The sequence below is a fragment of the Agrococcus sp. KRD186 genome (assembly GCF_017168255.1).
Lineage (GTDB): Bacteria > Actinomycetota > Actinomycetes > Actinomycetales > Microbacteriaceae > Agrococcus.
Map to the genome: position 1 here is coordinate 1496132 of NZ_JABFAP010000001.1, position 13657 is coordinate 1509788.

At 71.5% G+C, this 13657-nt stretch carries 11 protein-coding genes; 7 read left to right on the forward strand and 4 right to left on the reverse strand.

The features are described 5' to 3' along the window. Positions 1–2: 2 nt before the first annotated feature. Entirely contained in the window at positions 3–965 is a 963-nt protein-coding gene (locus J1M46_RS07210) for a succinylglutamate desuccinylase/aspartoacylase domain-containing protein (protein WP_206447196.1), read from the reverse strand. Further along, positions 955–1443 (reverse strand): ATP-dependent zinc protease family protein, encoded by a 489-nt coding sequence (locus J1M46_RS07215; RefSeq protein WP_206447197.1) that lies wholly within the window; start codon positions 1441–1443, stop codon positions 955–957. Before J1M46_RS07215 ends, J1M46_RS07210 begins: the two co-directional genes overlap by 11 nt. A gap of 33 nt (positions 1444–1476) precedes the next feature. Here J1M46_RS07215 and J1M46_RS07220 point away from each other — a divergent pair, with 33 nt between their 5' ends. After that, positions 1477–2667, forward strand: coding sequence for a RimK family alpha-L-glutamate ligase (locus J1M46_RS07220; protein ID WP_206447198.1), 1191 nt, complete (start codon positions 1477–1479; stop codon positions 2665–2667). Between the two features lie 12 nt (positions 2668–2679). Here the strand turns inward: J1M46_RS07220 and J1M46_RS07225 are convergent, their stop codons facing one another. Continuing rightward, positions 2680–5673 carry a cytochrome P450 gene (locus J1M46_RS07225; protein ID WP_206447199.1) on the reverse strand — a complete coding sequence of 998 codons (2994 nt, stop codon included), beginning with the start codon at positions 5671–5673 and terminating at the stop codon, positions 2680–2682. Positions 5674–5785: 112 nt separating this feature from the next. Here J1M46_RS07225 and J1M46_RS07230 point away from each other — a divergent pair, with 112 nt between their 5' ends. After that, positions 5786–6712, forward strand: coding sequence for a LysR substrate-binding domain-containing protein (locus J1M46_RS07230; RefSeq protein ID WP_206447200.1), 927 nt, complete (start codon positions 5786–5788; stop codon positions 6710–6712). Then, positions 6709–7110, forward strand: a complete 402-nt coding sequence (locus tag J1M46_RS07235; protein WP_206447201.1) for an HtaA domain-containing protein — start codon at positions 6709–6711, stop codon at positions 7108–7110. The genes J1M46_RS07230 and J1M46_RS07235 overlap by 4 nt, the downstream gene beginning before the upstream one ends. Positions 7111–7173: 63 nt before the next feature. Here J1M46_RS07235 and J1M46_RS07240 read toward each other — a convergent pair whose 3' ends face one another. Continuing rightward, entirely contained in the window at positions 7174–8598 is a 1425-nt protein-coding gene (locus J1M46_RS07240) for an MFS transporter (RefSeq protein ID WP_342384309.1), read from the reverse strand. Positions 8599–8754: 156 nt separating this feature from the next. Between J1M46_RS07240 and J1M46_RS07245 the strand changes: the two genes are divergently transcribed. The 4 genes from J1M46_RS07245 to hpaD are packed head-to-tail and all read left to right on the forward strand — an operon-like array spanning position 8755 to position 13650. After that, complete coding sequence (locus J1M46_RS07245) at positions 8755–10278, forward strand: fumarylacetoacetate hydrolase family protein (protein ID WP_206447202.1); 1524 nt, start codon at positions 8755–8757, stop codon at positions 10276–10278. Next, a complete protein-coding gene (locus tag J1M46_RS07250; RefSeq protein ID WP_206447203.1) occupies positions 10275–10991 on the forward strand; it encodes a GntR family transcriptional regulator in 717 nt (238 codons plus the stop codon). Before J1M46_RS07245 ends, J1M46_RS07250 begins: the two co-directional genes overlap by 4 nt. Positions 10992–11000: 9 nt before the next feature. Next, complete coding sequence (hpaE, locus tag J1M46_RS07255) at positions 11001–12494, forward strand: 5-carboxymethyl-2-hydroxymuconate semialdehyde dehydrogenase (RefSeq protein WP_206447204.1); 1494 nt, start codon at positions 11001–11003, stop codon at positions 12492–12494. A gap of 31 nt (positions 12495–12525) precedes the next feature. Further along, the gene (hpaD, locus tag J1M46_RS07260; RefSeq protein ID WP_206447205.1) at positions 12526–13650 is read left to right on the forward strand and encodes a 3,4-dihydroxyphenylacetate 2,3-dioxygenase; all 1125 of its coding nucleotides are present in this window, start codon (positions 12526–12528) and stop codon (positions 13648–13650) included. The last annotated feature ends 7 nt before the right edge of the window (positions 13651–13657 follow it).

A 13657-nucleotide genomic window follows, 5' to 3' on the forward strand; every position in this document is an offset into this window, starting at 1 on the left:
GCTCAGGCCTCGAGCGCCACCGGCACCGCGATGTGCGCGACGGCATCACCCGCGTGCACGATCGGGGCACGGGTGAGGCCGATGACGATGCCGGCCCGATCGGCACGCACGATGCGGCCGGCCGTGCCGAACGCATCCGCCACCCTGCCGAGCCTGGCGCCGGCCTCCACCCGCTCGCCGAGCTCGACGTCGAGGTGCAGGATGCCGGTGCCGCGGGCCCGCACCCAGCCGCTCTCGCGGCTCTCGGCAGGTGCGACCGCGGGCTCGGGCGCGTCGTCGATCATGTCGAGCGCGGCGAGCACTCGCAGCACGCCGTCGACGCCGGCCGCGATCGGCTCGGCGCCGAAGCGCAGCGCCTCGCCCGCCTCGTAGAGCAGGGCGATGGCGCCCGCCTCGCGCGCGGCCTGGCGCAGCGAGCCGTCGCGCAGCTTCGCGTGCAGCATCACCGGGGCGGCGAACGCCTCCGCGAGCCTGCGTGTCTCGGGGTGGTCGAGATCGGCACGGATCTGCGGCAGGTTGTCGCGGTGGTCGGCGCCGGTGTGCAGGTCGATGCCGACGTCGCACTTGGCGACCACCTCGGTCATCAGCAGGTGAGCGATGCGGCTCGCGAGCGAGCCTCGCGCCGCGCCCGGGAACGAGCGGTTGAGGTCGCGCCGGTCGGGCAGGTACCGATCGCCGGTCATGAAGCCGAGCACGTTGACGACCGGCACCGCCAGCAGCGTGCCGCGCAGCGTGCGTGGCGTGACCAGGGCGAGCACCTGCCGCACGACCTCGACGCCGAGCACCTCGTCGCCGTGGATCGCCGCGTCGAGCCAGACCGCCGGCCCGGGCTCGCGGCCGTGCACGACCCGCACCGGCAGCGAGACGTCGCCGCCGGTGACGAGCTTGGTGATCGGCAGCTCGACGCTCTTCGCCTGACCGGCGCGCACCCGCACCGCGCCGATCGCGAACGACTCACGCGCCACTGCGCCCCCGATTGCGAAGCCGCACCCCGCGGGGCGGGCGGCCGCCCAAATACGACGCGGCCGAATCCACCAGGAACCCCTGCCGCAGCGCCTCTCGCCCCACGAGCATCCGGAACCCCATCTCATCGCGGCGCGTGAGCGTCACCTCGGTCGTCACCGAGCGCCCCAGCAGCGCGATCGCCGTGCGGATGACGATGCGCTCCTGCTCGTGGCCGGTCGACGAGCGCACGCGCCTGCGATCGTGCACGGGGCACTCGACGACCGCCTCGTCGGCCTTCGAGCGCTGCCACGGGTGCACGGCGAACCGCACCCAGTCGGCGCCGTCGCGCGTGAGCTCCTCGAGGTCGAAGGCGTGCAGCGCGCTCGTGCGGGCACCGGTGTCGAGCTTGGCCTTCACGTGCGGCACCCCGAGCGCCGGCAGTGCGACCCATTCGCGCCAGCCGGCGGTCGCCGGGGTGCTTGGATGGTCTCTGCCCATGCGGCAATCCAACCAGGAAAGGCAGGTGCCCTCGTGCGGCTCGCGATCCTCTCCCGCGCACCGCGCTCGTACAGCACGCGGCGCCTGCGCGCGGCCGCGGTCGAGCGCGGCCACGACGTCAAGGTGCTGAACACGCTGCGCTTCGCCATCGACCTCTCCGGCGGCGCGCCCGATCTGCTCTTCCGCGGCAAGCACCTGCGCGACTACGACGCGGTGCTGCCGCGCATCGGCAACTCGATCACCTACTTCGGCACCGCGGTCGTGCGGCAGTTCGAGCAGATGGACGTCTACACGCCCAACACCGCCAACGGCATCAGCAACTCGCGCGACAAGCTGCGCGCGACGCAGATCCTGGCACGGCACGACATCGGGATGCCCGAGACGGCGTTCGTGCGCAACCGGGCTGACGTGATCCCCGCGATCGAGCGCGTCGGCGGGGCGCCCGTGGTGCTGAAGCTGCTCGAGGGCACGCAGGGCATCGGCGTGATCCTGGCGCCCTCGATCAAGGTGGCGGAGGCGATCATCGAGACGCTCCAGAGCACGAGGCAGCAGGTGCTCATCCAGCACTTCGTGCAGGAGAGCAAGGGCCGCGACATCCGCGCCCTGGTGGTGGGCGACCGGGTGGTCGGTGCGATGCGCCGCACCGCCGTCGGCGACGAGTTCCGCTCGAACGTGCATCGGGGCGGCACCGTCGAGGCGGTCGCGCTCGAGCCGGAGTACGAGCGGGTCGCGGTGCGCGCGGCGCAGATCATGGGCCTCAAGGTCGCGGGCGTCGACATGCTCGAGGGCAACGACGGGCCGCTCGTGATGGAGGTCAACTCCTCCCCCGGTCTCGAGGGCATCGAGCTCGCGACGAACCTCGACATCGCCGGCGCGATCATCGACTACATCGGCAACCAGGTCGCCTTCCCGCAGATCGACGTGCGCGAGCGCCTGAGCGTCTCGACCGGCTTCGGCGTGGCCGAGCTCGAGGTGCACGGCGATGCCGACCTGGTCGGGCTGAGCATCAAGGAGTCGGGCCTGTGGGATCGCGACATCACGGTGCTGACGCTGCACCGCGGCACCGCGGTGATCCCGAACCCCAAGGGGCGCGAGGTGCTGCAGGCCGAGGACCGGCTGCTGTGCTTCGGCCGGCTGGAGGAGATGCGCTCGATGATCCCGGCCCGCCCGAAGCGCCGGGCGCGGGTGAAGCGACTGCCGAAGCAGCCGATGGCCGAGGGCTGAGCCGCCGCGCCGCTACACCGTCGCGACCGGCGTGAGCGCCTCGGTGAGCACGCCGTCGGCCCAGTCCACTGCTGCCTCGGCCGCCGGCACCGGCCCGCCCGCGTCGTGCCGGCCGTACTCGCCGACCCGGATCGCACCGCACGTGGCGAGCGCCTCGTCGATGAGCTCCGAGCCGCGCGAGTAGGTCTTCGTGTAGCTGCGGTCGCCCATGCCGAACACGGCGTAGCGCAGCCCCGCGAGATCCGGCCGCGCTGCCAGCGCCCGGTGGAAGGGTCGGGCGCTCGTCGGCACCTCGCCGTCGCCGTAGGTCGCGCACACCACCAGGTGCAGGCGGGATGCGTCCAGGTCGTCGGGCGCGATGTCGGCAAGATCCTGCACCACCACGTCGGCGCGGTGCGCGAGCGTGCGACGCAGCTCCTCGGCGACCAGCTCCGCGCCGCCCGACTCGGTGCCGAACAGCACCGTGACCGGCGCACCGCCGTCACCGGTCGCATCCGTCTCTGCCTCGATCTCCGGCAGCGGGATCGTCTCGTCGGCGGCCGCCTCGAGCAGCGCCGCGACGCCGCGCAGCTTCGCGCGCGAGCGGCCAGGCGCGGCGCCCAGCTGCTCGCGCACGTCGATGCGGCGCCAGCCGTCGAAGCCGGTCTCGCCGGTGATCGCCGGCAGGCCCGGCGCGCCGATCGCGACTGCACCGGTCTCGAGGTCCTCGGCGATCGTGCGGGCGAGCTCGCGCGCGTCGGTGCGCTGGTCGGGGATGGTGCCGCGCGGGCCGCGCCGCAGCCAGCCGGCGGTGTAGAGGCCCGCCTCCACTCGGCCGTCCTGATGGGCGCCGGGCACCGCGAGCGTCTCGGCGTCGCCGGCGAAGCCGACCGCGGTCACCACCGAGTCGGTCGGGATCGAGACCTCGGCGTCGGCAGCGGTGCCGGCGAACACCATGTGCTCGACCGAGCCGTCGCCCACGAGCCGCTCGGGCGTGAGCCCGAACCACCAGTGGACCGTGATGCGCGGCAGTTGCGGGCGCGTCTCGTCGAGCAGCCGCACCGCGTCGAGCCGGGCGTCCTTGCCGGGCTCGACGAGCCCCAGGTCGGCGCCGTGCACGCGATGGGCGACGCCGGAGAGGCCGGCGAGCTCGCGCACCATCACGGGGTCGAACTTCGCGGCCGTCGGCGCGCTGCGGCCGACGACGTGGATGGTGCGCAGCTCGGAGGCGAGCGCGCGCCGGGCGTCGTCGTCGACGTCGGTGCCGTCGAGCTCCGCCTCGTCGCGGGCCAGCAGCCGCACGACATCCATCGCGACGTTCCCGTGCCCGACCACGAGCGTCGTCGTGCCGAGCGACGGCGCGGCGGGCTCGTCCGGGTGCGCGTTCAGCAGCCGGGTGATGCGGCCGGCGCCGTGCACACCGCCCAGCTCACAGCCCGGGATGCCGAGCGGCCGGTCGAGCCGGAGCCCCGAGGCGAGCACGACCGCGTCGTACGCCGAGCGCAGCCGGTCGATCGAGACGGCCCCCTCGCGCGCACCGTTGTCGACGCGCAGGTTGCCGCGGAAGCGCACGCCCTCGTGCAGGAAGAGCCGGTCGAACTGCCGCGCGACCGACTTCGTGCCGCCATGGTCGGCGGCGACGCCCGAACGGATCAGCCCGTACGGCACCGGCAGTGCGTCGAGCACGTCGATCTCGGCGGCCGGCAGCCGCCGGCGCAACGCCTGCGCGGTGAACGAGCCAGCCGGTCCCGAGCCGACGATGCCGATCCGGGGCGCGGGCCCGCCCGCCCGCACCGCGGCAGTCGGCGCGGTCGTGGCAGCGGCGGCGCCTGACGTCACCGACGACCAGCGCACCGGCAGCTTGAGCATGCCGCGGAAGACCCATCCGCCGATCTCCGCAGGGTCCTCCGGCACCAGCTCCAGCCCCTGCAGTCGCCCGAAGAGCATCGGCAGCGCCACATCGGCGATCTCCGAGCGCGCGACCCAGGCGCCGAGGCACACGTGCACGCCCTTGCTGAAGGCCAGGTGCGGCTTCACCTCGCGGCGGATGTCGAAGGCGGACGCGTCGTCCCAGACGCGCTCGTCGCGGTTCGCCGAGAGGATGCAGATGCCCAGTCGTGCCCCGGCGGGCAGCCGCACACCGGTCAGGTCGACCTCGCGGGTCGTCTGGCGGGAGTAGAGCCCGATCGGGGCGATCCAGCGGAGCGTCTCGTCGAACGCCGCATGCCACAGGCTCGGGTCGGCCTCGACGGCGCGGCGCTGCTCGGGGTGCGACAGCAGCCCCCAGGCGGCGACGCCGAGCACATCGCGCGGCTCGTTGAGCCCGCCGCCGATCGTCATCTTGACGTTCGCGCGGATGCGCTCCATCGGCATCTCGTAGCCCGGGATGCGCAGCAGCTGCGACAGCAGCGACTCGTTCGGGTTGGCCGCGTGCCACGGCAGCATCTCGTCGAGCACCGCGTCGACCTCGTCGAAGGAGCGCTTGCCCTTCGCCCACACCGCAGGGTCGTCGGCGTAGTTGCCGGTCGCGTCGATCAGGGTCTGCGACCAGCGCTGCAGATCCTGCTGCGTGGCGTTGTGCAGGCCGATGATCTGGCGCAGGCTCTCGGCCGCGAACGGGGCGGCGAAGTCCCAGATCAGATCGGCGGCGCTGCCCTTCGCGAGCATCTCCTCGAGGTAGCGCTCGGCGGTCTGCTCGAACACGCCCCGCCAGTGGCGCTTGACGACGCCCGGCCGCAGCGTCGGCTGCCAGGCCCTGCGCTCGAGGTAGTGCTCGGGGTCGTCGCGGCGCAGCATCGAGTGCCCCATCGCCCGGATCTGCAGCGAGCCCTGCTCGTTGGCCGAGAAGGTCGTCTGGTCGAGCTCGGTCTCGTGCACCGCCTGGTACGACGAGACGAGGTAGCGCCCGACCGCCGGCACCCAGTGCACGCCGCCCTCGGCGCGCAGGCGCTCGTAGATCGGGAACGGGTCGCTGTAGAGGTCCGGGATCGTCACCCAGTCGGCGACGGGAGCTTCCTTGCTCGGCATGGCACACACATCCTCGTGGTCGGTGCGCATCCATCGCGCACGATCTCAGTGTGCCCGCGCCCGCTACCGTTGGGAAAGCGGATTTATCGACACATCAACATCGGAGGAACCGATGATCGAACGCTTGGAAGCGCCCGCCTTCACGCTCCGGCAGCTCTCCTTCCTGGTCTGCGCCGCCGACGAGGGGACGATCGCCGCCGCCGCCGCGCGGCTGCACGCCTCCCCTTCGGCGGTCTCCGAGGCGATCACCGAGCTCGAGCGCGGCCTCGGCACGCCGCTGACGGTGCGCCGTCGCGCGAGGGGCCTGACGCTGACGAGCACGGGGGCGGATGTCGTCGCTCGCGCCCGCGCGCTGCTCGCGTCGTCCCGCGAGCTCGAGGCGTCGCTGCGCGGCGCCCCGGGCGAGCTCGTCGGGCCCGTCACCATCGGCTGCTACCCGACGCTCGCGCCCACGATCCTGCCCGCCCTGCTGCAGGGGTTCGGGCGCGCCCACCCGCGTGTGGAGCTCGCGATCCTCGAGGCCACCCACGACCGCCTGCAGGGCCGGCTCGAGGCTGGGCAGGTCGATGTGGCCTTCGTCTACGACACGCTCATCCCCGGCGAGCCGCAGCGCGCGAAGCTCTTCGAGCTGCCCGCGCACGTCGTGGTCGCCGGTGATGACCCGCTCGCGAGCGCCGACTCGGTGCGCCTCGACGAGCTCGTCGAGCGCGACCTGATCCTGCTCGACGCGCCGCCCTCGAGCGAGCACACGATGTCGCTGTTCGCCGCCCGCGGGCTCGCGCCGCGAGTGCGCCACCGGGTGCAGAGCTACGAGGCAGTGCGGGCGCTGGTGGGGCGCGGCCTCGGCTACGGCATCCTGGTGCAGCGGCCCGCCAATCCGGCGAGCTACGAGGGCTATCCTGTGGCGATGAAGGAGATCGCGCCGCCGGTCGCGCCGGTGGGCGTCGATGTCATCTGGCCGGCCACTCCGGCTCCCACCGCACGCGCCCGAGCGCTCATCGACTACGCCAGGTCGCTGCCCTGGCCGCAGCCCCGATGAGCGCCCTGCGCTGGGGCATCAAGGCCTCCCTGCTCGGCTACGTGCGAGGCATGCCCGACGGCGCTGTGACGCTCGCCGGCGGTGCCGAGGAGGTCGAGGGCGGGTTCCGCTTCCCCGCCGCCGGCGACCTCGCGTTCCGCGGCACGGTGACGCTCACCGGTCACAGCGGCATGATGCGCGTGGTCATCGCCGATCCTGCAATCGTGGGCGGCGACGGCGACTGGGCGCTCGAGATCGCCGATCCCGATGAAGCCCCCGCGCGGCTGCGGTTCGCGACCCTCAGCGGTTTCGACGGCGTGCGCGCGACCGGCGCTGCGCTCACCGAGGACGGCGCCGATCTGTTCTTCGGCCCCTACGAGCGCGGCACGCCGCTCGACGACGCGACTGTCGTCGACTGACCCCGGCGCAACGCGAGACGGGCCCGGCCGAAGCGGGACCCGTCTGCGCGGCGAAGCGACCGATCAGGCCTTCGGGCGCTCGGCGGCGGCGTGCGCCTCGGCGTCGACCGGCGAGAGCTCCTCGTACGCGTCGCCGCGACGGAAGGTCTCCCAGTGGCCCGAGTGCTCGTACTCGATCGAGAGCGGCACACCGGTGCGGTCCTTCATCAGCAGCGTCCCGATGACCGAGATCACGACCGTCGCCAGCAGGTAGCCGACGATCGCCCACGTCGAGCCGGTCGCGTTGAGCAGCGCCTGCGCGATGGTCGGTGCGAACGCGCCACCGATCACTGCACCGATCGCGTAGGCGATCGAGACGCCCGAGTAGCGGATCGAGGCCGGGAACGACTCCGCGTACCAGGCGGCCTGCGCACCGTAGGTGAGGCCGAGGCCGACGCCCAGGATGATCGTCGCCCACGCGACACCGGCGACACCGGTCTGCACGAGCGTGAACAGCGGCACGATGCCCGCGGCGAGGGTCGCCCAGCCGATGAGGTAGAGCGTCTTGCGGCCGATGCGGTCCGACAGCCAACCCGCGACGAACGTGAACACGAGCCACGACAGCGAGCCGGCGAACGCCGCCAGCTGCACGCCCACCGGGTCGAAGCCGTAGCCGGGCGGGGTGCCGTCGACCGGGCGCGATGCCAGGCCCTGCACGTAGCCGCCGGTGGTCATGTACCCGGTGGCGTTGTTGGCCATGAAGACCATCGCGGCGAACGCGACGATCGCGCCGTACTTCTTGAAGACCTGGATGATCGGCGCGGACTCCTGCTGCGCCGTCTGCTTGATCTCCTGGAACACGGGCGACTCGTCGACCGAGCGGCGCACGATAAAGCCGACCAGCACGAGGATGATCGAGATGAAGAACGGGATGCGCCAGCCGACCTCGAGGAACGAGTCACCGGGGAACATCGCACGGATGGCAGCCAGGATGCCCGTCGCCAGCAGCATGCCGATCGGCACGCCCGCCTGCACGAAGGAGCCGTAGAGGCCGCGGCGGTTCGACGGGGCGTGCTCGATGGCCATGAGCACGGCACCGCCCCACTCGCCGCCGGCCGAGAGGCCCTGCAGGATGCGCAGCAGCATCAGGAGGATCGGCGCCAGGATGCCGATCGCCTCGTAGGTGGGCAGTGCGCCGACGAGCGTGGTCGACGCGCCCATCAGCAGCAGCGTGATGACGAGCATCGGGCGGCGGCCGACCTTGTCGCCGAAGTGGCCGGCGAGGAAGGCGCCGAGCGGTCGGAACAGGAACGAGATGCCGATCGACACCAGCGAGATGATCTGGCCGAGCTGCGCGCCGGCCGGCTCGAAGAAGAGCTGCGCGAAGACCAGGTTCGCCATGAAGGCGTAGATGAAGAAGTCGTACCACTCGATGGTGGTGCCGACGACGACAGCGGCGAGGACCTTGTTGCGCTCGCGTGCGCTGGTGTGAGTCGTGCTGTGGGACACGCTGACTCCTTTGTCAGGAAGAGGGCCGCTCGGCCCGGGACTGGATGGAACATATACGATTTCATGCACGACGGTCAAGGGGGCTGTCCCAGGCGTGTCGTCGCGGGACCGGTCACCCCCTTGCAGATGAGATTCGGAATCGTATACGATGCCCGCATGGATGCATCGTCGCAGCCCGATACGGGCGCCCCTCAGGCCGCAGTCGACGCTTGGCAGCTGCTCGGCTCCCGGCCCCCGAAGATCTTCGCGATGCACATCGGCTACCGCGCCCGTGCCGCCCAGAAGGGCCGCACCCCCGAGGCCCCCGGCTACTTCCTCAAGCCCGCCACCTCCCTCTCCCTCGGTGGCGAGGTCGTCGCTCCCGCAGGCACCGAGATCTTCGGCTTCGAGGGCGAGATCGCCGTCGTGATCGGCTCCGCTGCCCGCGCTGTGAGTGAAGCGGATGCGTGGGGTCACGTCGCGTACGTCACCGCATCGAACGATCTGGGCGTGTTCGACCTGCGCTGGGTCGACAAGGGCTCGAACATCCGCTCCAAGGGCGGCGACGGCTTCACCCCGATCGGCCCGAAGCTGCTGGATGCCGCGCAGCTCGACCCGAACGCCATCGAGGTGCGCACCTGGCTCGACGGCGAGCTCGTGCAGGCGGATTCGACCTCCACCCTGATCTTCTCGCTCGCGCAGATCGTGAGCGATCTCTCACAGCTCGTCACGCTCGAGCCCGGCGACGTCATCCTCACCGGCACGCCCGCGAACGCCTCCACCTTCTCCCCCGGCCAGTCCGTCGAGGTCGAGGTCACCGCCACGACGCTGCGCGGCGAGCAGGTCTCCACCGGCCGCCTCACCTCCACCGTGCGGGTGGGTGAGCAGCAGCTGCCGGCGTACTCCGCACAGCCGAAGCCGACGCCCGAGCAGTGGGCCGACGCATCCGGTCGCCCGATCTCCGAGTTCCAGGAGGCGGCCGCACCGGTGCTCGACGACGAGCTGCGCGAGCAGCTCTCGACCATCGCCCTGGCGACCATCTCCTCCGCGCTGCGCAAGCGCGGGCTCAACAACGTCTCGATCGACGGCCTGCGCTCGACGCAGCCGGGCAAGCGCATCGTCGGCACGGCGCGCACGCTGCGCTACGTGCCCAACCGCGAGGATCTGTTCAAGAGCCACGGCGGCGGCTACAACGCGCAGAAGCGCCTCTTCGACGATCTGCACGAGGGCGACGTCGTCGTCATCGAGGCGCGCGGCGACAACCGCTCCGGCACGCTCGGCGACATCCTCGCCCTGCGCGCCCGCCACCTCGGCGCAGCCGGCATCATCACCGACGGCGGCGTGCGCGACCTCGACGTCGTCACCGAGATCGGCGTGCCGACCTACCACGGCGGCGGCCACCCCGCGGTGCTCGGGCGGCTGCACGTGCCGTGGAGCTTCGACGAGACCGTCGCCTGCGGGGGCGCGACCGTGCAGCCCGGCGACGTCATCGTCGCCGACGGCGACGGCGTGCTCGTCATCCCGCCCGCGCTGGTGCGCGAGCTCGTCGCCGAGTGCATCGAGGCAGAGCGCGCCGAGGAGTACATCGCGCAGCAGATGGATGCCGGTGAGCGCCTCGACGGGCTCTTCCCGATGAACGCCCAGTGGCGCGCGAAGTATGAGGCGACGCAGGGCTCCGCGCCGGCGGCGGACGAGCGATGAGCCCCACGCGCGCCAAGGCGGCCGAGGTCGCCAAAACCGCTGGCGCCACCGCGCCGTCGAAGTCGCAGCGCGCCTACCAGCTGCTCCACGACCGCATCGTCGACGGCAGCTACTCCCCCGGCTACCGCCTGGTGCTCGACGCGATCGGCCGCGAGCTCGACATGAGCGTCGTGCCCGTGCGCGAGGCCATCCGACGACTGGAGGCCGAGGGCCTCGTCACCTTCGAGCGCAACATCGGCGCCCGGGTGGCCGAGATCGACGAGCTCGAGTACCACGACACGATGGAGACGCTCTCGTTCGTCGAGGGCGCCGCCATCTCGCTCGCCGCCGGCCTCTACTCGAAGAGCGATGTCGATGAGGCGCGCGCGATCAACGAGCAGATGCGCGAGTCACTGGCGGCCTTCGACCCGGTCAAGTTCACCGCCCTCAACGAGGCCTTCCACCGGCGGCTCAGCGACGTCTCGCCCAACGCCGTCCTCGGCGACGTGATCGACACGTGCTGGAAGCGCCTCGCCCGACTGCGTCAGTCGACCTTCTCCTTCGTGCCCAGCCGCGCACTACCCTCCGTCGACGAGCACGAGGCGATCCTCGGCCTCATCGAGGAGGGCTCCGACCCGCGGAGCATCGAGCTCGCCGTGCGCGCCCACCGGCTCGCGACGCCCGACGCCTACTTCCACCGCTCGCACGCAGACACCAGCCAGAACCGACCGTAAGGAGCCACCATGGCGAACCAGCCCGCAGGCATCCCCGACCTGATCCCCCACTACATCGACGGCGAGCGCGTGCCTTCCGTCGACGGCGACACGTTCGGCGTGCTGAACCCGGTGACGAACGAGGACTACACCGTCGCCGCCTCCGGCAAGCAGGCCGACATCGACCTCGCCGTGGCCGCCGCCACGCGCGCCTTCCACGAGGGCCCCTGGCCGCGCATGAAGAACCGCGAGCGCGCCCGCATCCTCAGCCGCATCGCCGACATCGTCGAGTCGCGCGACCAGGAGCTCGCGCAGCTCGAGTCCTGGGATTCCGGCCTGCCGATCACGCAGGCGAGGGGCCAGGCGCAGCGCGCGGCCGAGAACTTCCGCTTCTTCGCCGACCTCATCGTCGCCGGCCGCGACGACACCTACAAGGTGCCCGGCAGCCAGGTCAACTACGTCAACCGCAAGCCCAAGGGCGTCGCAGGCCTGATCACCCCCTGGAACACGCCCTTCATGCTCGAGTCGTGGAAGCTCGGCCCCGCGCTGGCCTCCGGCTGCACGGTGGTGCTGAAGCCCGCCGAGTTCACGCCGCTGTCGGCCTCGCTCTGGGCCGGCATCTTCGAGGAGGCCGAGCTGCCCAAGGGCGTGTTCAACCTCGTCAACGGCTTCGGCGAGACCGCCGGCGACGCGCTCGTCAAGCACCCCGACGTGCCGCTCATCTCGTTCACGGGCGAGTCGAGCACCGGCAAGCTCATCTTCGGCAACTCCGCGCCGCACCTGAAGGCGCTCTCGATGGAGCTCGGCGGCAAGAGCCCGGCCGTCGTCTTCGCCGACGCCGACCTCGACGCCGCGATCGACTCGACGCTCTTCGGCGTCTTCTCGCTGAACGGCGAGCGCTGCACCGCCGGCAGCCGCATCCTGGTCGAGCGCTCGATCTACGAGGAGTTCCTCGAGCGCTACGCCGAGCGGGCGAAGAACATCGTCGTCGGCGACCCGCACGACCCCAAGACCGAAGTGGGCGCGCTCGTGCACCCCGAGCACTTCGACAAGGTGATGTCCTACGTCGAGCTCGGCAAGCAGGAGGGCCGACTGCTCGCCGGCGGCGGCCGCCCCGAGGGCCTGCCGGAGGGCAACTACGTCGCCCCGACCGTGTTCGCCGATGTGGCGCCGGATGCGCGCATCTTCCAGGAGGAGATCTTCGGCCCGGTCGTCTCGATCACCCCGTTCGACTCCGACGAGGAGGCGCTCGAGCTCGCGAACAACACCCGCTACGGCCTGGCCGCCTACATCTGGACGAACAACCTCAAGCGCGCGCACCTGTTCTCGCAGAACGTGGAAGCGGGCATGGTGTGGCTCAACAGCCACAACGTGCGCGACCTGCGCAGCCCGTTCGGCGGCGTGAAGGCGTCCGGCCTCGGCCACGAGGGCGGCTACCGCTCGCTCGACTTCTACAGCGACCAGCAGGCCGTGCACATCACGCTCGGCGACGTCCACACCACCCGCTTCGGCGCATCCGCCTGACACCCCCGCACACTTCGAAGGAGCAGCACCCATGAACGAGATCCCCAAGCCCGAGATCCCGAAGCCCGAGATCCCAAAGCCCGGTGTCCCCGCACCCGACATCATCCGCTGCGCGGCGATGGACCTCGTGGTCACCGACCTCGAGGCGAGCCGTCGCTTCTACGTCGACATCCTCGGCCTGCACGTGACCGAGGAGGACGACGAGGCGATCTACCTGCGGTCGTTCGAGGAGTTCATCCACCACAACCTCGTGCTGCGCAAGGGGCCGGTCGCGGCGGTGGCCGCGTTCGCCTACCGGGTGCGCACCCCCGAGGACGTCGACCGCGCCGAGGCCTACTACCGGGAGCTCGGCTGCCGCACCGAGCGTCGTGCCGACGGCTTCCAGAAGGGCTTCGGCGACAGCGTGCGCGTCGAGGACCCGCTGGGCTTCCCGTACGAGTTCTTCTACGCCACCGAGCACGCCGAGCGCCTGCACCAGCGCTACGACCTGATCTCGGCGGGCGAGCTCGTGCGCCTCGACCACTTCAACCAGGTCACCCCTGACGTGCCGCGCGGCCGCAAGTACCTCGAGGACCTCGGCTTCCGCGTCACCGAGGACATCCAGGACGACCAGGGCGTCACCTACGCCGCGTGGATGCAGCGGAAGGGCACCGTGCACGACACGGCGCTCACGGGCGGGAACGGCCCGCGCATGCACCACATCGCGTTCTCGACGCACGAGAAGCACAACATCATCCAGATCTGCGACAAGCTCGGCGCGCTCCGGATGTCCGACCACATCGAGCGCGGCCCGGGCCGCCACGGCGTGTCCAACGCGTTCTACCTCTACATCACCGACCCCGACGGGCACCGCGTCGAGATCTACACGCAGGACTACTGGACCGGCGACCCCGACAACCCCGTCATCACGTGGGACGTGCACGACAACCAGCGCCGCGACTGGTGGGGCAACCCAGTCGTGCCCTCCTGGTACACCGAGGCATCGCCGGTGCTCGACCTCGACGGCAACCTCGTCGAGGTCGTCGAGCGCACCGACTCCAGCGAGCTGGAGGTCACGATCGGGGCCGACGGCTTCTCCTACACGCGCGCCGGCGACGATGACGGCACGTATCGCGGCGAGGCGGCGAAGGGCTTCAAGCTCGGACACCAGCTGTGACGGCCGG

Excerpts from the sequence above, each read along its gene's own strand:
- J1M46_RS07215 (WP_206447197.1), bottom strand. The coding sequence starts at position 1,443 with ATGGGCAGAGACCATCCAAGCACCCCGGCGACCGCCGGCTGGCGCGAA.
- J1M46_RS07230 (WP_206447200.1), top strand. The coding sequence starts at position 5,786 with ATGATCGAACGCTTGGAAGCGCCCGCCTTCACGCTCCGGCAGCTCTCC.
- J1M46_RS07250 (WP_206447203.1), top strand. The coding sequence starts at position 10,275 with ATGAGCCCCACGCGCGCCAAGGCGGCCGAGGTCGCCAAAACCGCTGGC.
- hpaD (WP_206447205.1), top strand. The coding sequence starts at position 12,526 with ATGAACGAGATCCCCAAGCCCGAGATCCCGAAGCCCGAGATCCCAAAG.
- J1M46_RS07235 (WP_206447201.1), top strand. The coding sequence starts at position 6,709 with ATGAGCGCCCTGCGCTGGGGCATCAAGGCCTCCCTGCTCGGCTACGTG.
- J1M46_RS07245 (WP_206447202.1), top strand. The coding sequence starts at position 8,755 with ATGGATGCATCGTCGCAGCCCGATACGGGCGCCCCTCAGGCCGCAGTC.
- J1M46_RS07225 (WP_206447199.1), bottom strand. The coding sequence starts at position 5,673 with ATGCCGAGCAAGGAAGCTCCCGTCGCCGACTGGGTGACGATCCCGGAC.
- hpaE (WP_206447204.1), top strand. The coding sequence starts at position 11,001 with ATGGCGAACCAGCCCGCAGGCATCCCCGACCTGATCCCCCACTACATC.